This window comes from Methylocystis sp. H62, assembly GCF_015709515.1.
In the GTDB taxonomy this organism is placed as follows: Bacteria; Pseudomonadota; Alphaproteobacteria; order Rhizobiales; family Beijerinckiaceae; genus Methylocystis.
The window spans coordinates 122,154-144,892 of record NZ_JADNQZ010000049.1; the positions used below are offsets into that span (position 1 = coordinate 122,154).

22 protein-coding genes and 1 tRNA gene are annotated in these 22,739 nt (G+C 63.5%); 6 read left to right on the plus strand and 17 right to left on the minus strand.

What is annotated here, in order from left to right; all coding sequences use genetic code 11:
* Positions 1 to 98: 98 nt before the first annotated feature.
* From IYY11_RS07835 to IYY11_RS07870, 8 genes are all read right to left on the minus strand, one after another.
* Complete coding sequence (locus IYY11_RS07835) at positions 99 to 833, minus strand: DUF2076 domain-containing protein (protein ID WP_196403344.1); 735 nt, start codon at positions 831 to 833, stop codon at positions 99 to 101.
* A gap of 144 nt (positions 834 to 977) precedes the next feature.
* On the minus strand, positions 978 to 2,972 hold the full coding sequence (locus tag IYY11_RS07840; protein ID WP_196403345.1) for a hypothetical protein: 1,995 nt from the start codon (positions 2,970 to 2,972) through the stop codon (positions 978 to 980).
* A 374-nt stretch (positions 2,973 to 3,346) separates the two neighbouring features.
* Positions 3,347 to 4,375: a 2Fe-2S iron-sulfur cluster binding domain-containing protein gene (locus IYY11_RS07845; protein ID WP_196403346.1), complete on the minus strand. Its 1,029-nt coding sequence runs from the start codon at positions 4,373 to 4,375 to the stop codon at positions 3,347 to 3,349.
* A gap of 54 nt (positions 4,376 to 4,429) precedes the next feature.
* On the minus strand, positions 4,430 to 6,094 hold the full coding sequence (gene hcp, locus IYY11_RS07850) for a hydroxylamine reductase (RefSeq protein ID WP_196403347.1): 1,665 nt from the start codon (positions 6,092 to 6,094) through the stop codon (positions 4,430 to 4,432).
* A 93-nt stretch (positions 6,095 to 6,187) separates the two neighbouring features.
* Positions 6,188 to 6,619 carry an Rrf2 family transcriptional regulator gene (locus IYY11_RS07855; protein ID WP_196403348.1) on the minus strand — a complete coding sequence of 144 codons (432 nt, stop codon included), beginning with the start codon at positions 6,617 to 6,619 and terminating at the stop codon, positions 6,188 to 6,190.
* Positions 6,620 to 6,824: 205 nt separating this feature from the next.
* On the minus strand, positions 6,825 to 7,955 hold the full coding sequence (gene proB / locus IYY11_RS07860; RefSeq protein ID WP_196403349.1) for a glutamate 5-kinase: 1,131 nt from the start codon (positions 7,953 to 7,955) through the stop codon (positions 6,825 to 6,827).
* Between the two features lie 96 nt (positions 7,956 to 8,051).
* On the minus strand, positions 8,052 to 8,627 hold the full coding sequence (locus tag IYY11_RS07865) for a DUF2585 domain-containing protein (RefSeq protein ID WP_196403350.1): 576 nt from the start codon (positions 8,625 to 8,627) through the stop codon (positions 8,052 to 8,054).
* Between the two features lie 33 nt (positions 8,628 to 8,660).
* Positions 8,661 to 8,936 (minus strand): hypothetical protein, encoded by a 276-nt coding sequence (locus tag IYY11_RS07870; RefSeq protein WP_196403351.1) that lies wholly within the window; start codon positions 8,934 to 8,936, stop codon positions 8,661 to 8,663.
* Positions 8,937 to 9,229: 293 nt separating this feature from the next.
* Between IYY11_RS07870 and IYY11_RS07875 the strand changes: the two genes are divergently transcribed.
* The gene (locus IYY11_RS07875) at positions 9,230 to 9,634 is read left to right on the plus strand and encodes a BLUF domain-containing protein (protein ID WP_196403352.1); all 405 of its coding nucleotides are present in this window, start codon (positions 9,230 to 9,232) and stop codon (positions 9,632 to 9,634) included.
* 63 nt (positions 9,635 to 9,697) lie between these two features.
* Positions 9,698 to 9,943, plus strand: coding sequence for a hypothetical protein (locus tag IYY11_RS07880; protein WP_196403353.1), 246 nt, complete (start codon positions 9,698 to 9,700; stop codon positions 9,941 to 9,943).
* Positions 9,944 to 10,032: 89 nt separating this feature from the next.
* Here IYY11_RS07880 and IYY11_RS07885 read toward each other — a convergent pair whose 3' ends face one another.
* From IYY11_RS07885 to IYY11_RS23810, 3 genes are all read right to left on the minus strand, one after another.
* Positions 10,033 to 11,364: a nicotinate phosphoribosyltransferase gene (locus tag IYY11_RS07885; RefSeq protein WP_196403354.1), complete on the minus strand. Its 1,332-nt coding sequence runs from the start codon at positions 11,362 to 11,364 to the stop codon at positions 10,033 to 10,035.
* Between the two features lie 216 nt (positions 11,365 to 11,580).
* Positions 11,581 to 12,165 (minus strand): isochorismatase family protein, encoded by a 585-nt coding sequence (locus IYY11_RS07890; protein ID WP_196403355.1) that lies wholly within the window; start codon positions 12,163 to 12,165, stop codon positions 11,581 to 11,583.
* 146 nt (positions 12,166 to 12,311) lie between these two features.
* Entirely contained in the window at positions 12,312 to 12,554 is a 243-nt protein-coding gene (locus tag IYY11_RS23810) for a NepR family anti-sigma factor (RefSeq protein ID WP_409455239.1), read from the minus strand.
* A 310-nt stretch (positions 12,555 to 12,864) separates the two neighbouring features.
* On the opposite strand from IYY11_RS23810, the gene IYY11_RS07895 reads away from it, so the two are divergent.
* Positions 12,865 to 13,023, plus strand: a complete 159-nt coding sequence (locus IYY11_RS07895) for a hypothetical protein (protein ID WP_196403356.1) — start codon at positions 12,865 to 12,867, stop codon at positions 13,021 to 13,023.
* A gap of 1,504 nt (positions 13,024 to 14,527) precedes the next feature.
* On the opposite strand, the gene IYY11_RS07900 is transcribed toward IYY11_RS07895, so the two are convergent.
* Positions 14,528 to 14,603: transfer RNA gene (locus tag IYY11_RS07900), tRNA-Trp, on the minus strand.
* A 74-nt stretch (positions 14,604 to 14,677) separates the two neighbouring features.
* A complete protein-coding gene (pal, locus tag IYY11_RS07905) occupies positions 14,678 to 15,208 on the minus strand; it encodes a peptidoglycan-associated lipoprotein Pal (RefSeq protein WP_196403357.1) in 531 nt (176 codons plus the stop codon).
* 402 nt (positions 15,209 to 15,610) lie between these two features.
* Between pal and IYY11_RS07910 the strand changes: the two genes are divergently transcribed.
* On the plus strand, positions 15,611 to 16,060 hold the full coding sequence (locus IYY11_RS07910) for a hypothetical protein (protein WP_246719753.1): 450 nt from the start codon (positions 15,611 to 15,613) through the stop codon (positions 16,058 to 16,060).
* Position 16,061: 1 nt separating this feature from the next.
* Here IYY11_RS07910 and xseA read toward each other — a convergent pair whose 3' ends face one another.
* The gene (gene xseA, locus IYY11_RS07915; RefSeq protein WP_246719755.1) at positions 16,062 to 17,603 is read right to left on the minus strand and encodes an exodeoxyribonuclease VII large subunit; all 1,542 of its coding nucleotides are present in this window, start codon (positions 17,601 to 17,603) and stop codon (positions 16,062 to 16,064) included.
* Between the two features lie 242 nt (positions 17,604 to 17,845).
* Here xseA and chrA point away from each other — a divergent pair, with 242 nt between their 5' ends.
* Positions 17,846 to 19,066, plus strand: coding sequence for a chromate efflux transporter (gene chrA / locus IYY11_RS07920; protein ID WP_196403360.1), 1,221 nt, complete (start codon positions 17,846 to 17,848; stop codon positions 19,064 to 19,066).
* Positions 19,067 to 19,147: 81 nt separating this feature from the next.
* Here chrA and IYY11_RS07925 read toward each other — a convergent pair whose 3' ends face one another.
* Both IYY11_RS07925 and glmM read right to left on the minus strand, forming a co-directional pair.
* Positions 19,148 to 19,390 carry a hypothetical protein gene (locus IYY11_RS07925; protein ID WP_196403361.1) on the minus strand — a complete coding sequence of 81 codons (243 nt, stop codon included), beginning with the start codon at positions 19,388 to 19,390 and terminating at the stop codon, positions 19,148 to 19,150.
* A 156-nt stretch (positions 19,391 to 19,546) separates the two neighbouring features.
* The gene (gene glmM, locus IYY11_RS07930) at positions 19,547 to 20,893 is read right to left on the minus strand and encodes a phosphoglucosamine mutase (protein ID WP_196403362.1); all 1,347 of its coding nucleotides are present in this window, start codon (positions 20,891 to 20,893) and stop codon (positions 19,547 to 19,549) included.
* A gap of 154 nt (positions 20,894 to 21,047) precedes the next feature.
* Between glmM and arsC the strand changes: the two genes are divergently transcribed.
* The gene (gene arsC, locus IYY11_RS07935) at positions 21,048 to 21,410 is read left to right on the plus strand and encodes an arsenate reductase (glutaredoxin) (RefSeq protein WP_196403363.1); all 363 of its coding nucleotides are present in this window, start codon (positions 21,048 to 21,050) and stop codon (positions 21,408 to 21,410) included.
* 57 nt (positions 21,411 to 21,467) lie between these two features.
* On the opposite strand, the gene ftsH is transcribed toward arsC, so the two are convergent.
* Positions 21,468 to 22,739 (minus strand): ATP-dependent zinc metalloprotease FtsH (ftsH, locus tag IYY11_RS07940; RefSeq protein ID WP_196403364.1); only part of this gene is annotated, 1,272 nt, incomplete at its 5' end.

Sequence of the window (22,739 nt, forward strand, 5' to 3'; positions counted from 1 at the left end):
GTCAGACCCTAGAACGCCGCATGGGGAGTCGCGGTGCGCTGGCGCACAGGGCGCCAGATGCAAGAACTCCCGGCCTTGTGGGCCGGGAGCCAAATTCATCAGACGTCAAAGCCGCCGTCGCCGCCGCTGTCGAAGCCGCCGCCGTCATCGAAGCCGGGGTCCGCGCCATAATCTGCGTCCTCCACCCCGCCTGCGTGGTCGCCGGAGTCATAACCGGCGTCGGTGGCGCCCGAGCCCGATTCATCGCCATAATAGTTGTTGATCACCGTATCGCCGCCGGTTGGTGTAAAGCCGGAGCCGATGCCGAGATTCCCCATCCCGCCATAGCCGGCGCCATGCGAGAACAGATTGCGGATGCCGTCGGCGAGCAGCACGCCGCCCGCGACGCCCGCCGCGGTGCCGAGCGCGCCCTTGAGAAATCCGCCCGTTTCAGGCGCAGGCGGCTGCTGTTGGCCCCAGCCCTGCGGCGCGTAGCCGCCGGCCACGGGATTCATGCCGCCCTGCTGGGCGCCGCCCCAAGGTCCGCTCGGACGAGCCTGCTGGGGAGGTGGCGCCGGACGGGGACTGCCCCCGAACAGGCCGCCGAGAAATCCGCCGGCGGGCTTCGACTCAAGCTCCTGGACGCGGGCTTCGAGCTCCTCAATGCGCGCATTGGCGCCTTGCAGCGCCTGATCCTGCACGATCACGGTCTGCGCCAGGAGATAGGGCGCCGCCGGCTGAGCCTTGATCTGTTCGCTGATGAAAGCCTCCGCCGCCTGGTCGCGCGGCGTCGAGGCGGCGCTCTTGGTGCGCTCGAACAGTCCAGCGATGAGTTGGCGTTCTTCCGGTGACATAGGGTTCTCCATCGTTGCCGCCCTCGAAGGGGTGGCGCAGGAAGATATGGCCCTGGCGCAAAACGCCGCCAAGCCCCAAGCGCGAACGCGGCCGATTAAACTTTCGAAATCTAGCGTAAGGCCGGGTCGCGCTAGATCTCCGCGCTATGCGTGCGGCCAATGGCGTTCGCGGAACCAGTTGCGATAGTCCGTCATCTTCGCGCGCTGCGCGGCCGGCGCGCGCCGGCTGCATGTCGCCGCCTCGGCGCTTCCGTCCGCCGCGCCCCACCGCAGCTCGACGCAGTCGTTGGGATTGTAGCCCATCTCAAGGTCCGCCGCGCGATCCATCACGTCTTTGAGCGAGAGCGTCCAGGCGGAGCCGTCGCTGCGCGTATAGGAAAAGGTGCGAGCCGCGAGTTCGCTCGCCAGCGCGCTTTGCAGTTGGGCCTGAACGCCCGCCGGACCTCTGCCAAACGGCATGGCGTAGCGATCGCTGCGCCGCGCGACGCGGTCGGGATATCCGCGCACCACATCTATGGCGATCAGCAGGCGGAGATCGCGCGCCGGCGTCGAGAAGTCCTCCCATGCGCCGGAGGTCGCGAAGATCGCCGGACCGTCCGGCATCGATGCCTCGCCGCGCCCGCCGCTCTGGAACTTTCGACCGTTTTCCACCGCCGTCGCGCGCGTTTTAACCTGCTCCTCGAGCGCCGTGATCGCCGCCATCATCGCGCGCGTCGGATCTAGCGGCTCAGGCGACATCACCTCATCCATGCGATCGTAGAATTCCTCGGCGCCGAACTGCGACTGCTCCAGCGAGAAATCGCCGTAATCCGGGTTCTTGGCGATCTCGGCGTTGGTGAGCGCCCGCAACCCGCCGTTCTCGCGCACGATCGGCCGGAAGCGCTTGAAGCCCGGGCTGCCGAGGGAAGCGCCGTTCGCGAACAGGAAGTTGCCGCGCCAGAACCGCTTGCGCGTGACCGTGCCATCCGGCTCGGCGTCGACGGCGAGAAACACGCCGGCGGCGTCCGCCGTCTGCGGGACGCGTTGCACCAGCATCATGACGTGCCCATAGGGATCGGCGTAGGCCGTTCCGGGACGCAGCGTCTCCTGCGTCAGCGGGATCGTGTAAAAATCCGATTTGTCGCTGTTTGCCGGCGCGCGCACCGAACCGGAATGAACCACGTCGCCCACAGCCCGAAAATATCCGGCGACGCCGGCCGGCCGCTTGGGGGCAGGCGGTTTCGCGGGAGCCGCCGCGGGGGCGGCCGGCGATCCGGGCTGGACCTGCTGCGGCTGTGAAAACAGTTGCTGCAAGATATTCGTTGGCGCCGCTGCGGGCGCGGGCGCGGGGGCCGGCGAAGCGGCGGCCGACGCCACGGCTTGCTCCGGCGGCGGCGCGGGGCGGGTCAGCTGGGGATGCAGAATATCAAATCGTTCATTGCAGCGCGGCGACGCGCCGCCGCCTCCGCGAGAGCAATTCGAATAGGCGAAAGGCAAGCCCATCTTGAAGGCGAAATAGGCGCGCAAGAAGTATACGAAATCGGCGCAGTCGGGCTTCAGCGATAGGGTGAGGCTGTCTTCGCCCGCGCCGAGATGATTGAACAGGACATTGCGCGACGGATTGCGCAGCACCTCATGCCATGTCTTCCATGACTGTTCCGCTTCGAGCGGCGCGTCAAAAAGTTTGGCGACCCATGCCGAATACAAATTTTCAGTCGCGCGGTTCCATGAATTGTGCACCCGCCAGACGCTGCCTTCCGCCGCGCGCGACGCGGACGTCTTGCGCGCGCTCACGTCGATTTCCTTCGTGCTGCAGCTAGACGAAGTAGTGTTGAGCGTCGCATGCCACGCGCCGGCGGCCGGCGACGCAACCTCGGCGAACCAGACATAAGGGGGCCCGCCCCGCTGTCCGCGCGATCTGGCCGCGACCCTTCCATCAGGCCCAATCAGCGAAAGCTCGCCGTCGAGCGGCTTTTCCGCAGCGACGAGGATGCGCAAGGGCGCGCCTGCCCAAGGCGACGCCGGCGACGTTACAACCGCGACCTCAGCCGATTCCTCGCAGGGCGAATCTTGAGCCTGGGCGTTTGAGAAGGGAAAAAGAAAGGCAAAAAGGGCGCTTGCGACAGGCAAGGAAGCAGCGAATCGGCGCGCTGAAAACATTTGTGACCCTCTCTTGGACCGCCCTCGATGGGTTTCTTCGTCAGAGGCCGGTTCGCAGGATACGGAGCTGGCGGGAATCCGGCTGTGGACCTGATGCGCGACTTTCGCTCAGCGGCCCATTGCTTACGGCCCATTGCTTACGGCCCATTGCTTACGGCCCATTGTTTGAAAGAAATGGGTCAAAATGGCGACGGCTTGGCCGCCACGGTAGCGGCGCCTCAACCTTGCACGGCGGCGGCTATCGTCAGGACGCCACCTTTCAGCGTCATGCCCGCGCTCATCCACGCGGCGCCGCTGCGCAGGACTTTCAGCATTGGCGAAGTGTCCCGACGTGGATGGCCGGGACAAGCCCGGCCATGACGTGAAACCTTTCCTCAAGCCGCCGTGAATTTCTCGCTGAAGATGCGGTCGTGCGGGACGCCGGCGGCACGGCCAGCTTCCTCGGCTGCGGCGATCAGCGCAGGTGGGCCGCAGGCGTAAATGTCCGGCCGCTCGGTCGCGCTCGACAGCGCCTGCGCGAGCGCTTCTACCGGCGTGCCGGTAAACTCGCGCCATTCCTGTTCCGGCTTCCACACGCAGAGCGTCACGACGAGCTGCGGCAACGCCGCCTTGAGCTTCTCGATCACGTCGAGCGCGAAAAGCTCATCGACTTTGTTAACGCCGAAAAACAGCCGGCAAGGGCGCTGATCGGCGAATTCGCCCATTTGCCGCAGCATCGAGAGCGCCGGCGCGAGGCCGGTGCCGCCGACGACAAACCAGCGCGGCGCCGCGCTCGACTCATCGAGGGTGAACTGCCCCTGCGGACCGCGCACATGCAGCGTATCGCCGATGGCGGCGCGATCACGGAGATAATCCGAAAAGGCGCCGTGCGGCTGAAGGCGAATGAACAGCTCGAGCGTTCCATCCCAGTTCGGCGCGTTGGCGAGCGAATAGGAACGCTTCGCCGAGCCGTCGGGAAGGGTGAGTTCGATGAATTGCCCGGCCGTGAATTGCGCCGCGCGCCCGAACGTCGGATCGTCCTCGTATTGAAGCTGCAGTCGCACCGCTCCAGACCCCGCCGGCTCCAGCGCCACAAGCGTCGCGCGCCGTTCAGGCACAGGCGCAAAGCCGACCGCCGCTTCGTCGAAAGGCGCCCGCAAAGCGAGATCGCTGCGCGCCTGTGCGCGGCACAGCAATATGTCGCCCGCCATGCGCTCATCTTCGCTTAGCGCTACGCTGCTGTAGGACATGAGTACGACGTCTCCACTTGCGCGAGAAACGCGGCATGCGCCGCAGCCGCCCTCCCGGCAGGAGGAGGGAAGATAAATGTTCGCGCGTTCGGCGGCGTCCAGTAGCGTGTCGGAGGGATCGGCGTCGAAGGCGATCGTCGCGCCGTCGCGCGTGAGCAGGCTGACCTTGTACATGGCGGAGTCCGGGAAAGGGCGGACGCCCGAGGTCGGGCGTCCGCTGCATAAGGCCTAAGCGGCGCGGGCGAGCGAGGCTGCGATGTCGGATTTGGCGTCGCCGATCGGTTGGACGCCAAACTTTTCGACCAACACAGCCACGAGCGCCGGCGTAAGGAAGGCCGGCAGCGTCGGGCCGATGCGCACATTGCGCACGCCGAGCGCGAGCAGCGTCAGAAGAACGGCCGCCGCCTTCTGCTCGAACCAGGAAACGATGAGCGACAGCGGCAGTTCGTTGACGCCGACGCCGAAGGCTTCCGCGAGTTTCGTCGCGACAACGAGCGCCGAATAGGCGTCGTTGCACTGGCCCATGTCGAGAAGCCGCGGCAGACCGTCGATCGTTCCGAAGTCATGCTTGTTGAAGCGATACTTGCCGCAACCGAGCGTGAGGATCACCGTATCCTTCGGCGCTTCGTCGGCGAAATCGCTGTAGTAGTTGCGGCCCGGCGCGGCGCCGTCGCAGCCGCCGACGAGGAAGAAGTGGCGGATGGCGCCGCTCTTCACCGCGTCGATCACCTTGTCGGCGACGCCAAGCACGGCGTCGCGCCCAAAGCCGATGGTGATGGTCTGTTCCGGCGCGTCTTCAGGAAAGCCGGGCAGGGCCTGCGCCGCCTGCGCGACGATTGCGAAATTCTCATCGGCGATGTGGCGCACGCCCGCCCATCCAACCGGTCCCGCGGTGAAGATGCGTCCGCGATAACGCGGCTGCGGCTCGATCAGGCAATTCGAGGTCATGACGATTGGGCCGGGGAATTCGGCGAATTCCTTCTGCTGCTCCTGCCAGGCGCCGCCGTAATTGCCGGCGAGATGCGGATAGGCCTTGAGCTTGGGATAGGAATGCGCCGGCAGCATTTCGCCATGCGTATAGACGTTGATCCCCTTGTCCTTCGTCGCTTCGAGGATCGCGTGCAGATCCTTCAGATCGTGGCCGGAGACAAGGATCGCTTTTCCCTTGATCGGCGTCACGCGCACGCTCGTCGGCGTCGGCGCGCCAAACGTGCCGGTGTTCGCCGCATCGAGCGCCTCCATGGCGAGGAAGTTGGCGCGGCCGAGCGCCAGCGCTTCATCAAGCAGCGTCGCGACGTCGCGCTCTTCGCGCGCCAGCATATCGAGCGCATGTTCGACCGTCGCATAGATCGCGTCGCGCTCTTCGCCCAAAACGCGCGCATGATGCGCATAGGCGCAGACGCCTTTGAGCCCATAGAGAATGAGCGCGCGCGCGCCGACCGCGTCCTCGCCAAGGATCGCGGCGTCCTTGCGCACCGCGGCCTCGGACGCTTGCGTGAGAAGTCCGGCCATGTTGTCGGCTGGCGCGAAAGCCGCGGGGCCGGAGAGATTTTCGGGCGTTGCGCCGGCGGCGCGCGCGGCGTCTTCATACAGCGCCTTGGCGCGCTCGCGGATCTGCGACGCTTCCTGGATCAGCTCGACAAATTTCGCCGCGTTGAAATTGACGTTGGTGAGAGTCGTGAAGAAGGCGAAGAGGATGAAGCGGTCGGCGTCGATGTCCGTCGCGCCAAGCTGGCGCGCATGATGCAGATATTGGCCGACGCCCTCGCAGACATAGAGCAGAATGTCCTGCAGATCGGCGGTCGTCGCGTCCTTGCCGCACATGCCCTTCGCGCCCGCGCAACCGGCGGCCTCATCAGATCGGTAGGTCTGCTCGCATTGGTAACAGAACATGTCGCTCCCTCCTGGCTCCCTTAATAGGTATTTAGAATGCGTATTAAAAAGGATGGAAGTCAAGCCGTGACGAGCGATGCTCGCGGCGCATGTTCAGGCGGAGAGATCGGCGAGCGGAAAGGCGGCGGTTTTTTCGAGACAGTCGTGCAGGGTGTAGCGATCGAGTTCGCGCATAAATCCCTGTTCGGCGCGCGCTAACATGCCCTTCAATCGACAGCGCGGCAAAAGCACGCAGTTGCTGCCTTGCGGGCTGAAACATTCGACCAGCGGTTGATCGTCCAGCCTGCGGACCACCTCGCCGATTCGAATGTCGCGCGGATCGCGCGCCAGTCGAACGCCGCCTTGCGCGCCGCGGATGCCTTCGACATATCCGGCCGCGGCGAGCTCCTGCAGCACTTTCGCCATATGGTGGCGCGAAACGTCGAAATGATCGGCGATCGCCGCCGCGCTCATCACCTGCGGATTGCGATCGGCGAGGAGGATGAGGGCGCGCAGGCCAAAGTCGGTGAAGGTCGTAAGCCGCATGGAGTCAATCTAACACGGTATTTGGAGTTCTGAAATACGCTACACTGCCGTCCCCTCGTCCTTCGAGACGCGCGCTGCGCGCGCTCCTCAGGATGAGGGGCCTTGGGTGAAAATCTTGCAGCTGCCAAAAGCAGTCCTCATCCTGAGGAGCCGCTGAAAGCGGCGTCTCGAAGGACGAGGACGGCGAAGCGTCGCGTCTACATCTTCACTCTCCGCCGAGCGCCATGTCGTCGCGGTGAATGATCTCATCGGGGCCTTTAAAACCCAGCAGCGCCTCGATGTCTTTCGTCGAGCGTCCGACGATCTTCGCCGCGTCGAGCGCGTCATAGGTCACCAGCCCGCGGCCGATCTCGCCGCCCTTGGCGTTGCGGATCAATATGCAGTCGCCGCGCGCGAAGCCGCCTTCGATTCGCGTCACGCCCGCCGGCAGCAGGCTCCGACCTGAGCGCAGCGCCTTCGCCGCGCCGTCGTCGATATGCACGGCGCCCTTCGGCTCCAGCGAGCCGGCGATCCATTTCTTGCGCGCCGTCACCGGATTGGACGGCGTCAGGAACCAGGTGCAGCGTCCGCCCGAGGCGATGCGCGCGATCGGCGCTTCTTCCCGGCCGTCGGCGATCACCATATGCGCGCCGCCGGTTGTGGCGATTTTCGCCGCCTCGATCTTGGTGCGCATGCCGCCGCGCGAATATTGCGAGGCGGCGCCCCCCGCCATGGCTTCGATCTCCGCCGTGACGCGCGGCACGATCGCGATGTGTTTGGCGTCGGGGTTCATATCGGGCGGGGCGCTGTAGAGCCCGTCGACGTCGGAAAGCAGGATCAGCAGATCGGCGCTCGCCATCGTCGCGACCCGCGCGGCGAGGCGGTCATTGTCGCCATAGCGGATTTCCGCCGTCGCCACCGTGTCGTTCTCGTTGATCACCGGCACGGCGCGCAGCGACAGGAGCCGCGTCAGGCATTCGCGCGCATAGAGGTAGCGGCGGCGCTCCTCCGTGTCGCCGAGCGTCACCAGCACCTGTCCGGCGACGAGGCCGCGATCGTGCAGGATCTCGGCCCAGAGCCGCGCCAAGGCGATCTGGCCGACCGCGGCCGCCGCCTGGCTGTCTTCGAGCTTCAGCACGCCGCGCGGAAAGCCCAGCACGCTCCGTCCCAGCGCCACGGCGCCGGACGACACGACCAGCACGTCGGCGCCGGCGCGATGCAGATCGGCGAGGTCGTCGGCGAGGCGCTTCAGCCACGCGCGTTTCGCCGACGCCTTGTTGGGGTCGACGATGAGCGAGGAGCCGACCTTGACGACGATGCGTTTGAAGTCGGCGAGTGCTGGGGCGCGCTTGGTCATGCGAGCGGGGCGAATGTCCGAGGGATAGGGCGTTTGCGAGCGCGGCGTAGGGAACGCTTGAGTTAGCCCAGCCCGTCAACGACCGCAAATCGGCGCCTATGGCGCGCCGTTTTGCCAGCGGCGGATGAAGTCGAAAGGATAAATGAAACTGAGCACATTGAGCGTGAAATTGTCTCGAATGTTCAGCGCGACCCCGACTTCGAGAAGCACAGATATTGCGATGACGGCTAAAACCGGGAGCCGCCACGCCAGAACGAAGCCCAACGCCATCGCCAGCGTATCGGCAAGCGAATTGACGATGCTGTCTCCTGCGTAGTTCTGCGCCGGCGGCTGCCTGCGATAGTGGCGGATGGCGAAGGGCGTATTCTCAAGAATCTCCCATCCCACTTCAATCGCCAACGCGATCATGAAGCGCTGCCCGACAGACAGTCCCGGCGCAGCAAGCCAAGGCAGGAAATAGAACAGCACGCCGTGAATGACATGCGTGAAGCTGTACCAATCGGTGAGCTGCTGAGAGAGGCCCGGAGAGGCGGCGTCGCCCTCCCAGACCTTGAATTCGCCGCAGGCGCAAAATAACGGCCGGCCGAGCGCCCAAAGCCCGCCAGCCTGAACGATGAGCGCGGCGATCATCGCCGCCGCCACGTCACGTCCCGTCGTTGCATTCATCATCATCTCTTCTCAACTGGAAGACCCGACGATTGAAAACTAGTCCCCCAGTCCGACGACCTCGGCGTCCAGGGTCTTCTTGCCGCCGGCCGCAGTCGAGAACTCCTCCAGTTCCTCCGTCCAGCATTCAAATTGCCGGCGGCCGTAGCCGACCATGGCTTCGGCGACGTCGTGCGGCGATCTCGCCGCCCATACATCTTGCCCGAATTGCAGCGCCGACCGCGTGTTGATCAGGCCGAAGTCCATGAATCGCGATGCGCAGTCGTGATAGGTCTTGAGCGAAGTGAGGAGGAGGGAAGGCCCTGGCGAGATCATGTATTTCCCCTGGAGCTGTCGCTGTGTCCGCGCCGATTGCAAAAGGGGGAGACGCGGCAGCGCCAGCGTCTCCCCAACGACTGAAAAGGGCTGCAATATACCCTCTAAATAGCGTCCGCTTGATACGAACCTATGACTGGAACACGAGTTTTGGCGCGGGGTCTTGAGTTATGTCAAGCATATGAAACTATTGCATAATTTTCGATTTGGCTCTATCGCTATTTCAGCCTGTGGCGGTTGACGGGCGCCTCACGAGGCGGGATTCTCGGGCGGATGGCGGCAGGAGGCCACTGATGCATCGGCTTGTCTATTTCAGTAACGCCAATCTTGATCTGAACCTCTCCGCGATCGTGGGAATGGTCGAGAAGTCCGCAGCGCGGAATCGACCGCTGCGCATCAGCGGGGCGCTGCTCTACAACGGCCTGAATTTTTTGCAAATTCTGGAGGGTCCGAGGCAAGCGCTGACGCCGCTCTATTTGCAAATCCGGACGGACTCCCGGCACTCCGGCGTCGTCAAGCTCGTTCACGAACGCATTTCGATGCGCAGTTACCCGGACTGGGGCATGAAGCTCGTGTGCGGCGCACCGGAATTCACGGCCGCGACGGGGGAATCGGCGCCGCGCAATGGCGGCCTTTCGGCGATGGTTGACGGTTTTTTTAGATTTGGCCAGGCGGCGGCGTGCGCCGAGCTCAGGTGAGCGCAATTCTTGCTTAGGCAGTTCGCGGACATCGGGCGCGCTGTCCGCCCTTCGGAGCGACGAATGTTAGGAATTGCCAAGAAAATCGGCTCGTCTGAGAGCGAGATCAAGGCGGCTAGGGGCCGGGACGGCCGGCTTTTATCCGGCTATTTGGTCAATCTGCATCGCGGCGCGGCGCCGGTGAGAGAACTGATGCTCGCCGACATCGAAAGGTTCCAGTCGCTAGGCGCGACGGGATATGCCGATGATCTGCGCACTGCGCTCAAGCGGTTCACGTCCGAATTCATCGACCTGAAGGATCGACGCTAGGCTCCGCTTGCGCTCATTTTCTGTCTGCGCAGAGAGGAATTCGCTCCGTTCGCGGCCGAGCGTTCGGCCGCGCCAAGTTCGCCAAAACATCACTCGATCAAATGCGCGCGAGTCTCGTGCTCATAGCTGGCGAGCGCGTCGCTGATCGCCACTTCATAGCGCGCCTCACGCGATTGCAGCATCCGCAGATGCGGCGGCAGCGCAGCGAGCTGTTCTTTCGCGTAATCGCGAATCAGCGGAAGGTCGCATGACTGCTCCGCGACCCGGCGACCTGACAGCATGAACGGCTGCAGCAATGGGACGCCTGGCGGAGTTTCGCCCGCTCGGGCGATGACGTCCCTCACCGCGACGCCGTCTCTAATCTCGCGAAAAACCTGCTTGCGGCCCGGCAGCGAGCGCTTGCCCGCCGACAATTTCATCCGTCCCTTGCCGGCGTATTCGGTCAGCTTATAGGCGATGTCGAGGTTTGGCGCGTCGCTCGACGCCGCCATATCCGTCCCGACGCCAAAGACATCGATAGGCGCGCCGCGCGACGTCAGAGCGTCGATCCTGGTTTCCTCAAGGCCGCCGCTGGCGACGATCTGCACGCCGGTCAAGCCGGCGTCATCGAGGATGCGGCGCGTTTGGCGCGACAGCAGGTCGAGATCGCCGGAGTCGAGACGCACCGCGCGGATGTTGAAGTTCGGCCCGCGCGCCCTCGCGAGCGCCACGACCTTGTTGACGCCTTCGAGCGTGTCATAGGTATCGACGAGAAGCGTCGTGCCTGGAAAAACATCGCTGAAAGACTGAAAGGCGTACGCCTCGGAGGCGCAGGCTTCGACAAAACTATGCGCCATCGTTCCGGCGAGGGGCAATCCATAGGCTTGCCCGGCCGCGACATTGGAGGTCGACTCGACTCCGGCGATATAGAATGCGCGGGCGCCCTTTATCGCCGCATCCATGCCTTGCGCCCGTCGCGCGCCGAAATCGACGACGCTGGCGCCGCGCGCCGCGGCGACGACGCGCGCCGCTTTCGACGCCAGCATCGTTTGCAGTCCGATCTGATTGAGAACGAGCGTTTCGATGAGTTGCGCTTCGGCGATGGGCGCGATCACTTCCAGGATCGGTTCGTTTTCAAAGAACGGCGTGCCTTCGCGCATCGCATAGATGTCGCCGGAGAAGCGGAAATCTGCGAGCCAGTCGAGGAACGGCTGCGAAGAGATTTTTAGCGAGCCCAGATAGTCGATGTGGTGCGCCTCAAAACGCCAATGCTCGATCTCATGAAGAAGATCGTCCAAGCCGGCGGCGATCAGAAAATTGCGTTGCGGCGGCAGCTTGCGCACGAAGAGGCTGAACGTCGCCTGCGCGTTCATGCCCAATTCGAAATAGGCGCGCAGCATCGCAAATTCATAGAGATCCGCGAAGAGCGCGCTGCCGGACACGACCGCTCCTTTTCACGTCGCGATTGGCTATGGCGGAAGCGCTCGCGCTCAGTGGAATCGGGTGAAGGGCTTCCTCGCCCTTCGAGACGCGTGCTGCGCACGCTCCTCAGGATGAGGACGTCCTTCGCCCGATCAGCCTGCGCTCGCGCCCGTCGGGACCATAGCTATGCCGCCAGGACCGGGCAAATCCTCATCGCTGTAATGTGTGCATGCCTTTTAAATTTCGTCTTGGCTGTCTTCGACGAAGACGCCCGCCTTCCGCATCTTTTCGACGGCGGCTCTTGCGCCCTCCGGCGCAATGGCGCGCGTTCCGGACAGCCGCACATGCGTTTCAAATCCTTCCGCGATGGCGTCCAGCGCCGTCTCGAGCACGCAGACGTCGAGCGCCAGTCCGACGATCAAGACGCGACGCACGCCGAGCTGGCGCAGCCGCTCGGCGAGCCCCGTGCCGTTGAGCGCCGAAAGCTGGTCGCGCTCGAGCAATTCTCCTTTGCTGACGATGATGGCGCGCACTGGCAGGCGCAGGTCGGGATGGAATTGCGCGCCGGCGCTGTCTTGAACGCAGTGCGCCGGCCATGGTCCGCCGCAATCGCGAAAGCTGGCATGGCCGGTTGGATGCCAGTCGCGCGACGCGACGATGGGAACGCCGGCGGCCACGGCTTCCTTGATGAGTTCATTGACCACAGAGACGATCTTGTCGGCTCCGGAGACCTCTAAGGCGCCGCCGGCGCAGAAATCGCGCTGCACGTCCAGGACAATGAGCGCGTCGCCAGACGTCAGCCGCATCGCTTCGCCGGCCATGGTTCTGCTCCCCGAGGAACGGCGCTCGCGCGGTCCTGGTCGAATGCGTGAGCAGGGCGCGTTCCGTGGGGATGATCCTAGCTGCGGGTGCGGCCCAGCGCGAGCCCGAGGCGGCTCAATGAGCCGCAAGCGCGACAAAGAGGTCGCTAAGGCCGCCGAGATTTGGCGTTGGCGGGATTTCGACCGTTTCTGCGCGTCGGGCTCCCGCCGCCGCGCCCCCAATCCAGCTCGGCCATCAAATCCATGATCCTCTTGGGCAGCGGCTCTGTGAGGACTTTGTCGAACCTGGATCTCAGATGCTGGCTAATCGATTCCATTGCGGCGTCGGGCCGCTCTCCCCTTTTGCCGGCGGCCGCGTTCCGCCAATCGCCCGGCGCTCCGTCCGGCATGACGCATCCTCCTGATGGGGGAGAAACCGCGTCACGTTTGCATTGTTCCCCTGCAAAGTATTTTAAAATTAGTGTCTTAGCACAGCCAAAGCAGTGGATCGGTGGCGGCGGCGCGGCCTGCTAAGCGGCGCAGCCTGCCGCGCGAGTTTAGCTCGATATCAGAGGCTCGGCGCTAACTGAACCGCGCGGCGGGGTTCGATTACCGCGAGGGCGCGGGCCGCGTCGAAAAGGCGCGGGCCTTTCCGTCTTTAAGGCGGAACCGTGAGCGCGCTTCAGGAATTATAGGTCCTGAAAGAGGAGGACCTGAATCGTGTCGCCGACCAATAATAACCAAAAGCAATCTATGCTCGATAATGCGATGGTCACGACGATCGCTGACTATCTGCGCGCCATGTTATCAGGCGTAACCGCTGAGCCTCTGCCTGCTGCAATGGACAAACTTTTGCAACGAATTGAGCAGCGGGTTTGATCGCAGGAAATCGGGGCTTGATGAAGGGTGAAGCCGTCCAAATATTGTTAGACGACCTTCCCCCGTCACTCTTCTTCCGGCCTCTCTGGCGGGTTTGCTTTTGACCGAGAGCAGGGCTGCCTTTCGTTTTGGACGCGTCGGTAATGGCAGCCTACGTCGGTTACGTTCGCCGTTGCCGTTGAACGGCTCTAAAGTCTAGCGACGCGTAAAAGCCGCGACGGGTGGCTCGCTTGATGCGTTACGCCGCTGCTATCTTTTCAATAAAGCTCGCGTCGTCATCGCCGATCCCGAACTTATTGCGCGCGGCATTCCGCGCCCTTCAAATTAAGCCCGAGCGCCATAGTTCTCCATCAGAAGCATAGGGAGGACGCTATGCGCAAAACTAAAACTCTAAAGCTTGGCGCAACTCTAGCATCTGCAATGTTGTGGGTGTCGTTCGCGCACGCCGGCACATTTCACCATGGCCGGTATTTGCCAGACTATGGAGGGCACGGCCGCCACCAGCACAGGGATTGGAGCGATCGCTATGGTTACGGTGGTGGCGGACACGTTCACGGTCCTTGTTGGGTGTGGGATCAAGGCCATTGGGTGTGGAATTGCCGGTGAGGCCTAGCCGCACGCTCGAAGAGACGCCCGCCAGATATGGCGGGCGTTGGCATCCGGGCGCGGCGTAAATTTGCGGGCGGTGATTATTGCGCGAGACGCACTCTCCGTCAGCGACAGACCCATTTCGGTAAATTGCTTAGGCGATGCCCTTGGCGGTTTGGCGCTGCGCCGCATAGTCGGCCGATAGATGCACGTCGCGCGAGCCGCATGCCGAACAGACGAAGCGCCGGGACCTCGCCAAGCGGATAAAACGAATCTCTACGACGTTCCGCAGCGCATCGAATGGAATAACCCAGCAAACGTTGGCAAGCTTGATTCAGGCAAAATGCGCGAGCGCCGTGGACGCCTTGGCTTTGCAGATCGGCGATCGTGGGCGGGGCAGGGTGCATGTCTGCCACATTCCAAAGAGGAACTACCTCATATTCATGAGAGATCGAAACATTCTTCAGCGGAGAGGTCGTCATAGAATTTTGACGGGATGGACTCAAAGCCTACCGCCGCTGCTGCGTGAAAGCGGTGGAAGCCTCCGCGGAGTTCATATTTGAAGGTGCTTGCTCGCTCCAATTTGTGCAACACAACAGGAGGAATTTCTGAGCCATTTGCGATGCAGGTCAAAAAATAAATTAGAGCGTGTCGCCGAAACCCGCGGTAGTCCAGGGGTGGCCGCTCGGATTGTAGTATTGGTTCAATCTCGGAGAGCGGGACGATGTGCGATCCGGGTGTAGCTGATTTATAGGTGCGCCCCGTTGGCGTGAAGCCGACTATTCCGGCTTCGTGCCACCACGAATCAGGAATTTCAAACTCAGCTAACGAACTTGGGTAGTGAAACCGCACTTTACCCTGACGTTACCCCTTAAGAAGAACGTTCAGTTGCGGGGCGCTTATCATGTTGATTTGATGGCAGGAGTGGCCGGGATCGAACCGACAACCCCCGGTTTTGGAGACCGGTGCTCTACCAGTTGAGCTACACTCCTGCGGGCGCCCAAAAGGCGCGCGTCTTCATTGCCGCAACGACGCCCCGGACGCAAGGGGCGCGGCGGGCATCCTATCAGGAATTGCCGCCGGAAAGCACCGTGACGGCGCGACGATTCTGCGACCAGCAGGAGATGTCGTCGCAGACGGCGACAGGACGCTCCTTGCCGTAGCTCACCGTGCGGATGCGCGACCCCGGGACCCCGCGCGCGATGAGGTAATTCTTGGCCACTTCGGCGCGTCGCGCGCCGAGCGCGAAATTATATTCGCGGGTGCCGCGTTCGTCGGCGTGGCCTTCCATCGTGAAACTATAGCGTGAGTACCGGTTGAGCCATTCGGCCTGCTTATCGAGCGTGGCTTGCGCGGTGGACGTCAGATCGGTGGAGTCGGACTCGAAGAAGATGCGATCTCCGACATTGACCACGAAATCCTGATGGCTGCCGGGACTGGCTACGCCGCCGCGCCCCCGCCCATAGCCTCCGCCCGCCAGATCATTCGCGGCTTCATCGGCGGTGTTCTTGGCGCAGGCCGAGAGCGCCAGGACCGCCATGAACGCCGTCAGCGCGACGACGAGTTTGGCGCCGAAGGCGCGTTTCGAAAGCAGCATGAAGAACTCCTGTTACGACGACGACCGACTGGGCGATAGTCCTAGGCTTCCAGGGTTAAGCGAAGGTTCCGTCAACCTTGATCGCAGGTATCTTTGGCCTGTTGCATTTGAGCAAATTCGTCCTTTCGTTAATAACGGGTTAATTGGTTAACAGAAGCTTAACACGCTGTTTCGCCGCGAATTTGACGTCCTTCGGCGCGGAGTGCTTCCGCCGGCCCTGAGCAGATAGCACATGTGCATTGAGTGGATTGATGGCGCGCCCGGGCCCGATCAATTTCGCATCGCAGAAAAGAAGTGCGCCGGCCGTTATGCGAAGTGCGCGTGGTTGCTTTGCAGAGAGTCTCGCTCTTAATATTGATCAATGACGCGCGATGCGGCGGCGCGCGCGGTCAGGAGCGTGACATGAACGAAGGCATCGCGCCTTTTTTGTCGCCGTTGACGCTGCTTCTGGGCGGCGGCCTCTTGGCGATAGGATTGCTGTCGCTACTCGATCTTCACTTCTTCAAGACCAAGTGGCAGGGCAAGCTCGCGCTGGTGGTCGGCTTAGCGTTCATTCTCGCCACCGAGGCGATGTTCGTCACGAGCGGCGCCAGCGGCCGCTATTTCGAAGGCCAGAAGATGGACGTCACCGACTGCGAATATCAGACGGAGCGGGATTTTCCGGCGGAGCGGCGCTCTAACCCAAAGCTCATTCACGACAAGATCGTCGCTTGTATGGATATGCTCGGCTACGACTGGAGCAAGGAGCACTATCATTGCGTCGAGGCGCCGATCTCCACCAATGTGTTCTGTTATCTGCCGCGGGCGGCCATGCAGCGCAGCATCGTCGCGTGGCAGATGCGCTTCGAATAGGTCAGAACAGCGATCCCTGATCGTCGCTGTCGGCTCTTTTCAGGCGGCGCCGTGGGCGCGGGCGCGCCGGCGGATCTGGAATTGCAATGCCGGCGCGTGCCTGGATTCTGCCGTCGGCGATCTCGATATCGAGACCCGTTCCTGGAGGAGCCTGCGTGACGCTGCGCACCAGGGCGCCGCTGTCATCGTGCACCAGCGCAAAGCCGCGCGCCAACGCCGAGCGATGGCTGAGCGACTCCTGCAGCCGCGCCAGTCTGTCGATTCTATCCTGATGGCCGCCGATCAAGCCGGCGACGGCGCGGTCGAGACGCTGCGCCGCGCCGGCGAGGCGCTGTCTGGCGGCGGCGTTCTCCTGGCCGGCGAGAACGCGCCGGGCGCGATAGCCCTGCTGCAGCCGCGCGCCAAGACCCCGCAGCTGCTCGCGCACGCGCGCCAGCTCCGCTTGCGGAGAGTGGCGGGCGAGCAGCGTTGCGGCGCGCGACAGCCGCAGACGCCTTCCGTCTCGGGCGGCGCGGGCGCCCGTGCGCAGCCGCTCCGCCGCCCGGTCAAAACGCTGGCGCGGATTGGCGAGCAGGGCGTCGCCGGCGGGGAGCAGGCGCGCGAAGGTTGAAAGCTGGACGCGACGCTGTTCCATGGCGCGGCGGCGCGCGCCCTCCAGCCGGCTTGTGTGGATGGCGAGATGTTCGAACAGCTCGACCCGCACCGGAACGGCTTTCTCCGCCGCGCCCGTCGGCGTCGGCGCTCGAAGGTCGGCGACGAAATCGATGAGCGTCGTATCGGTCTCATGACCGATCGCCGAAATGAGCGGAATGACGCTCTCCGCCGCCGCGCGAACGACGACTTCCTCATTGAAGCCCCATAGATCCTCGAGCGAGCCGCCGCCACGCGCGACGATCAGCACGTCGGGGCGGGGGATGGCGCCCCCGGCAGGCAGCGCGTTGAAACCGCGAATGCCCGCGGCGACCTCCTCGGCGCAACTCTCGCCCTGCACCCGTACGGGCCAGACCAGCACGCGGCGCGGGAAGCGGTCGTTGAGACGGTGCAGGATGTCGCGGATGACGGCGCCCGTCGGCGAGGTCACGACGCCGACGACTCGCGGCAAAAAGGGCAGGGGACGCTTGCGCGCTTCATCGAAGAGGCCCTCGGCCGCGAGCGCCTTGCGGCGCGCGTCGAGCAGCGCCATCAACGCGCCGACGCCGGCCGGCTCCAGCGACTCGATGATGATCTGATAGGAGGACTTGCCGGGGAAGGTTGTGACGCGGCCGGTCGCGACGACTTCCAGTCCCTCCTGCGGCCGCGTGCGCAGGCGCAGAAACGTCGATCGCCAGATCACCGCGTCGAGACGCGCATTCTGATCCTTGAGACAGAAATAGGCGTGGCCGGAGGCGTGCGGGCCGCGATAGTTGGAGATCTCGCCGCGCACGCGCACGCGTCCGAAGCGATCCTCGATGGTCTGCTTCAGTGCGTTCGCGAGTTCGGAGACGCTGATCTCCGGCGCATTGGTCTGAGGAGCCTCTCCTCCGGTTTCGGTCAGCTCGGACATGGACGAGATATGCTCACGCTTTGCTTCTTGCTTCATCCTCACGCAAAGACTGAACTGTCCGCGCGGTGGTGGAGCAGCACGATACGCGAGGCGCGAATGGCCCCCAACATCATCCTGTAAATGTCCAAAGCCAGCAAGAAAACAGCGCCGCCATTTATGGCGCTCAGAGCTTCGCGGAGGTGGTCGGTGGATGAGAAGCAGCTCGGCGCGGCCCTTAGAAATTCTGAAGCGCCGAACTCGCCATGAGCGCTGATTGCGGGACGACGCTCAACCAGGGGCGCGGTTCCCTCCTGGAAGTGCTTGGGGTCTTTCTGCGCCTCGGCGTCACGAGCTTCGGCGGGCCGATCGCCCATCTTGGCTATTTCCACGCTGAGTTCGTCACGCGCCGCAAATGGCTCGATGAGGCCGCCTACTCGGATATCGTCGCGCTCTGCCAGTTCCTTCCCGGCCCCGCCAGCAGTCAGGTCGGCATCATCATCGGCATGTTGCGGGCCGGACTCGCCGGCGGATTGGCGGCATGGATCGGGTTCACCATGCCTTCGGCGCTTGCGATGATCGGCTTCGCCTATGGAGTCGGTCGCCTCGGCGACCTCTCGCAGGTCGCTTGGCTGCACGGCCTCAAAGTGGTCGCTGTCGCGGTCGTCGCGCAAGCGGTGTGGGGGATGGCGCGAAGCCTTTGTCCGGATCGGGAGCGGGCGACCATCGCCGTGGCGGCGACGCTGCTGACTTTGGCGGTCCCCACCGCCAGTAGTCAGATTTTGGCGATTGCGGCGGGGGGCGTCATTGGTTGGCTGTTCCTCTCGGGGGAAAACAACGGGGCCACGACGCCGCTATCGATCCCCATCACCCGGCCCACGGCCATCGCCTCGCTCGCGCTGTTCGCCGTATTGCTTGCGGGTTTGCCTGTTCTGGCTGACGCAATCCCCAATCCTATGATCGAGCTTATCAGCGGCTTTTATCGCTCGGGATCGCTCGTTTTTGGCGGCGGGCATGTCGTGCTGCCGCTGCTGCAGCAAGCCTTCGTATCTCCAGGCTGGATCGACCGTGATGCATTCCTTGCCGGCTATGGCGCAGCGCAAGCGGTTCCCGGCCCACTATTCACTTTCGCGGCCTATCTCGGCGCGGCGATGACGTCTGAGCCAAACGGCTGGGCGGGCGGGCTCATCTGTCTTATCGCGATTTTCCTGCCGTCTTTCCTTCTGGTCGTCGGCGCGCTGCCTTTTTGGGACGCATTGCGTCATCGGACGGCGGCGCAATCGGCGCTTAAGGGGATCAACGCGACGGTCGTCGGCATTCTGCTCGGGGCGCTCTATACCCCGGTTTGGACGAGCGCGATCCTTGGCCCAGCGGACTTCGGGCTAGGCCTTCTTGCTTTCCTCTTGCTCGTGCTATGGCGGACGCCGCCGTGGCTTGTCGTCATCCTCGGCGCATTTGGCGCAACGCTCATCGCCATGGTCGCTTAAGGCGGTTTACGACGCTCGCAGCACGACCCGTCTCTGGCGCATTGCTAACATGAAATTGTTTTGGCTTGCGTCGTTTGAAAGCTAGCGCATCTCGCTCATCGAATAACGCGCCGGTCCGGTCGAGCCGTTCGGCAGAACGGCGAGCATGTTTGGCGGGAGGTAGGTCCGTCCCTCGGTTAATTGTTGCTCGGGCGCGTCAACATTGCCCCGTAGATACCAGCCGCTGACATCAAGAGGCGGGAGAGGCGGCAGGCCGTCGGCGCGCGCGGCTAGACCGCTCATGATGATGGTGGCTGACAGCGCCAGCGAGATGGTGCGGCCCATGATCGGTCCCCTTGGTTCGGGCGCCCCGCAGCGCTTTGAAGATGCAGGGCCGACAACGGCAACATGGGCGGCAAGGATTAACGATACGTTAACCCTATCGCTTAACTGAATTCTATCCTTAGCAGGCAGCGCCGAAGGCGCCCGCAGCGGCTTTGCTCAGGCCGCCTCGGCGGATTCCTTCAACACGCTGCAGATTTGCGCGACGAGAGATTCGACCAGTTCGCGGTCGTCGCCTTCGCCCATGACGCGGATCACGGGTTCAGTGCCGGAGGGGCGAACAATGAGTCGGCCCGAGCCGCCGAGTCGCGCCCGCGCATCGTCGATTGCAGACGCGACCGCCGTGCGCTCCAATTCGCGACGATGGGCGCGCACATTCTCCAATACTTGCGGCAGCGGTTCGAACCGGTGGCAAACTTCGCTCACCGGACGATCCCGACGCTTCACCTCTGCGAGCACCTGCATCGCCGTCACGAGCCCGTCGCCTGTCGTGCAATAGTCAGAGAGAATGACATGGCCCGACTGTTCGCCGCCGATGTTGTAGCCGGCTTCGCGCATGCGCTCGATCACATAACGGTCGCCAACGGGCGTTCGCTCGAGCGTAAGCCCGATAGAATTGAGATGCCGCTCCAATCCAAGGTTGGACATGATTGTCGCGACGAGGCCGGGCTTGGACAGCAGCCCCTGATCGCGCCAGCTTTCGGCGACAACCGCCATCAGCTGATCGCCGTCGATCAGGCCCCCATTTTCGTCAACCATGATCACGCGGTCGGCGTCGCCGTCGAGCGCGATGCCTACGTCGGCCCGCAGCTCGCGCACTTTGTCACGCAGCGCCTGCGGCGATGTGGAGCCCACGCGATGATTGATGTTGAACCCGTCGGGTTCGACGCCGATCGCGATCACTTCGGCGCCAAGCTCCCACAGCGCCTCGGGCGCCACCTTATAAGCCGCGCCATTCGCGCAATCGACGACAAGGCGCAAACCTTCCAAGCTCATATTGCGTGGCAGCGTGCGCTTGGCGAACTCGATATAGCGCGCGCGCACGTCGTCGATGCGGCGGGCGCGTCCGAGATCTCTCGGTCCCGCGCGCTTGCGCAAGATATCGCCGTCGATGAGGCGTTCGATATCGTGTTCGATCTCGTCGGAAAGCTTGTGGCCGTCCGGTCCAAACAGCTTGATGCCGTTGTCTTCGAAAGAATTGTGAGAGGCGGAAATCATGACGCCAACGTCGGCGCGCATCGACCGCGTCAGCATGGCGACCGCGGGCGTCGGCATTGGCCCCAGCAGCAGCGGATCCATGCCAACCGACGTGAAGCCGGCGACAAGCGCATATTCGATCATATAGCCTGAGAGCCGCGTGTCCTTGCCGATGACGACGCGATGCCGACCTTCGCCGCGATGAAAGATCAGCCCCGCCGCCTGACCAACCTTGAGCGCGAGCTCCGGCGTGATCTTCTCGTTGGCGAGGCCACGAATGCCGTCGGTGCCGAAATAGGTGCGGGTCATTCGAGATCCTCAGCGAGCGGCGCCAAATCGACGCATCCTTCACGCTATCTGTCACATCAAGTCGGCGCATCTATGGCCTAAGGCCAAATGCGCGTTTTCGCCAGCCTTACGAACGGGTAATGAACAGTCGCACATCGTCTGAATGGAAGTCCACATGGAAGTCAAAATCTACCATAATCCGGCCTGCGGCACCTCGCGCAACGTGCTCGCCGCACTGAGAGAAGCCGGCTATGAGCCGCAAGTGATCGAATATCTCAAAAACCCGCCCGATCGGGCGACGTTGAAGGAGCTTCTGCGTCGCATGGGCAAGAACGTGCGGGACGTCCTGCGCAAGCGCGGAACGCCCTACGAAGACCTGAGACTCGGTGATCCCGCCGTCTCAGACGACGAAATTTTCGCCGCCATCGAACAGCATCCGATTCTGATTGAGCGGCCGATCGTTGCGATGGGGGACAAGGCGGCGCTTTGCCGACCCGCCGAGACGGTCAAGGATTTGATCGCGCAGTCCAAGACTTAGAGGGTTTCCGATATCGGATGCAAAAAACCCAGCGGTCGGGACCGCTGGGTTTTTCCGTCAGATCGGATGCGGCTCCAGGCCGCCGACGTCGGGCTCTGGCTTCTGGCCCGTCGTCGGCACCGCCGAGCCGCGCGGCGGCGGCGTCGGCGTCGACTCTTCGCGCACCGGTCGCTTGCCGGCGAGCAGGCCTTTGATCTCGTCGCCGGACAGCGTTTCGAATTCGAGAAGCGCATTGGCGAGCGTATCCAGATCCGTACGCTTGTCGACGAGGATCTGCCTGGCCTTCTCGTAAGCTTCCTGCACCAGCCGGCGCACCTCCGCGTCGATCGTCTCCTGCGTCTGTTCGGAGAAGGTCTGCGTGCGTCCGAGCGAGTAGCCGAGGAATTGCTCCTGCTGCGGGTCGGCATAGGCGACGGTGCCGAGCTTGTCCGAAAAGCCGAGCTGAGTGACCATCGCGCGGGCGATGCGCGTCGCCTGCTGAATGTCCGAGGCGGCGCCGGAGGTCGTCTTCGCCGCCCCAAAGATCAACTCTTCGGCGACGCGTCCGCCCATCGCCATCGCCAGCATCGCCACGAGCTGTTCGTAGCTCTGCGAGATCTGATCGCGCTCGGGAAGGCCCTGCACCATGCCGAGCGCTCTGCCGCGCGGAATGATCGTCGCCTTGTGGATCGGAATTGAGCCCGGCACGTTCAAGGAGACGAGCGCATGGCCGCCTTCGTGATAGGCGGTGAGTTTCTTCTCCTCATCCGTCATCACCAGCGTGCGCCGCTCGGCGCCCATCATGATCTTGTCGCGGGCGTCTTCGAACTCCTGTTTCGTGACGATCCGCTTCGAGCGCCGCGCCGCGAGCAGCGCCGCCTCGTTGACAAGATTCATCAGATCGGCGCCCGAGAACCCCGGCGTGCCGCGCGCGACGATCTTCAAATCCACGTCCGGCGCCAAAGGCACCTTGCGGGCGTGAACCTTGAGGATCTTCTCGCGGCCGATGAAATCCGGGTTCGGCACCTGGATCTGCCGGTCGAACCGGCCCGGACGCATGAGCGCCGGATCGAGCACGTCCGGGCGGTTGGTCGCGGCGATCAGGATGATGCCCTCATTCGCCTCGAAGCCGTCCATCTCGACGAGCAGCTGATTCAGCGTCTGCTCGCGCTCGTCATTGCCGCCGCCCAGGCCGGCGCCGCGATGGCGGCCGACCGCGTCGATCTCGTCGACGAAGATGATGCAGGGCGCGTTCTTCTTCGCCTGTTCGAACATGTCGCGCACGCGCGAGGCGCCGACGCCGACGAACATTTCGACGAAGTCGGAGCCCGAGATCGAGAAGAACGGCAC

Bases quoted from the DNA above. Each gene is read 5' to 3' on its own strand.
- IYY11_RS07835 (WP_196403344.1), bottom strand. From the start codon at position 833: ATGTCACCGGAAGAACGCCAACTCATCGCTGGACTGTTCGAGCGCACC.
- IYY11_RS07840 (WP_196403345.1), bottom strand. From the start codon at position 2,972: ATGTTTTCAGCGCGCCGATTCGCTGCTTCCTTGCCTGTCGCAAGCGCC.
- IYY11_RS07845 (WP_196403346.1), bottom strand. From the start codon at position 4,375: ATGTACAAGGTCAGCCTGCTCACGCGCGACGGCGCGACGATCGCCTTC.
- hcp (WP_196403347.1), bottom strand. From the start codon at position 6,094: ATGTTCTGTTACCAATGCGAGCAGACCTACCGATCTGATGAGGCCGCC.
- IYY11_RS07855 (WP_196403348.1), bottom strand. From the start codon at position 6,619: ATGCGGCTTACGACCTTCACCGACTTTGGCCTGCGCGCCCTCATCCTC.
- proB (WP_196403349.1), bottom strand. From the start codon at position 7,955: ATGACCAAGCGCGCCCCAGCACTCGCCGACTTCAAACGCATCGTCGTC.
- IYY11_RS07865 (WP_196403350.1), bottom strand. From the start codon at position 8,627: ATGATGATGAATGCAACGACGGGACGTGACGTGGCGGCGGCGATGATC.
- IYY11_RS07870 (WP_196403351.1), bottom strand. From the start codon at position 8,936: ATGATCTCGCCAGGGCCTTCCCTCCTCCTCACTTCGCTCAAGACCTAT.
- IYY11_RS07875 (WP_196403352.1), top strand. From the start codon at position 9,230: ATGCATCGGCTTGTCTATTTCAGTAACGCCAATCTTGATCTGAACCTC.
- IYY11_RS07880 (WP_196403353.1), top strand. From the start codon at position 9,698: ATGTTAGGAATTGCCAAGAAAATCGGCTCGTCTGAGAGCGAGATCAAG.
- IYY11_RS07890 (WP_196403355.1), bottom strand. From the start codon at position 12,165: ATGGCCGGCGAAGCGATGCGGCTGACGTCTGGCGACGCGCTCATTGTC.
- IYY11_RS23810 (WP_409455239.1), bottom strand. From the start codon at position 12,554: ATGCCGGACGGAGCGCCGGGCGATTGGCGGAACGCGGCCGCCGGCAAA.
- pal (WP_196403357.1), bottom strand. From the start codon at position 15,208: ATGCTGCTTTCGAAACGCGCCTTCGGCGCCAAACTCGTCGTCGCGCTG.
- IYY11_RS07910 (WP_246719753.1), top strand. From the start codon at position 15,611: ATGAACGAAGGCATCGCGCCTTTTTTGTCGCCGTTGACGCTGCTTCTG.
- xseA (WP_246719755.1), bottom strand. From the start codon at position 17,603: ATGTCCGAGCTGACCGAAACCGGAGGAGAGGCTCCTCAGACCAATGCG.
- chrA (WP_196403360.1), top strand. From the start codon at position 17,846: ATGAGCGCTGATTGCGGGACGACGCTCAACCAGGGGCGCGGTTCCCTC.
- IYY11_RS07925 (WP_196403361.1), bottom strand. From the start codon at position 19,390: ATGGGCCGCACCATCTCGCTGGCGCTGTCAGCCACCATCATCATGAGC.
- glmM (WP_196403362.1), bottom strand. From the start codon at position 20,893: ATGACCCGCACCTATTTCGGCACCGACGGCATTCGTGGCCTCGCCAAC.
- arsC (WP_196403363.1), top strand. From the start codon at position 21,048: ATGGAAGTCAAAATCTACCATAATCCGGCCTGCGGCACCTCGCGCAAC.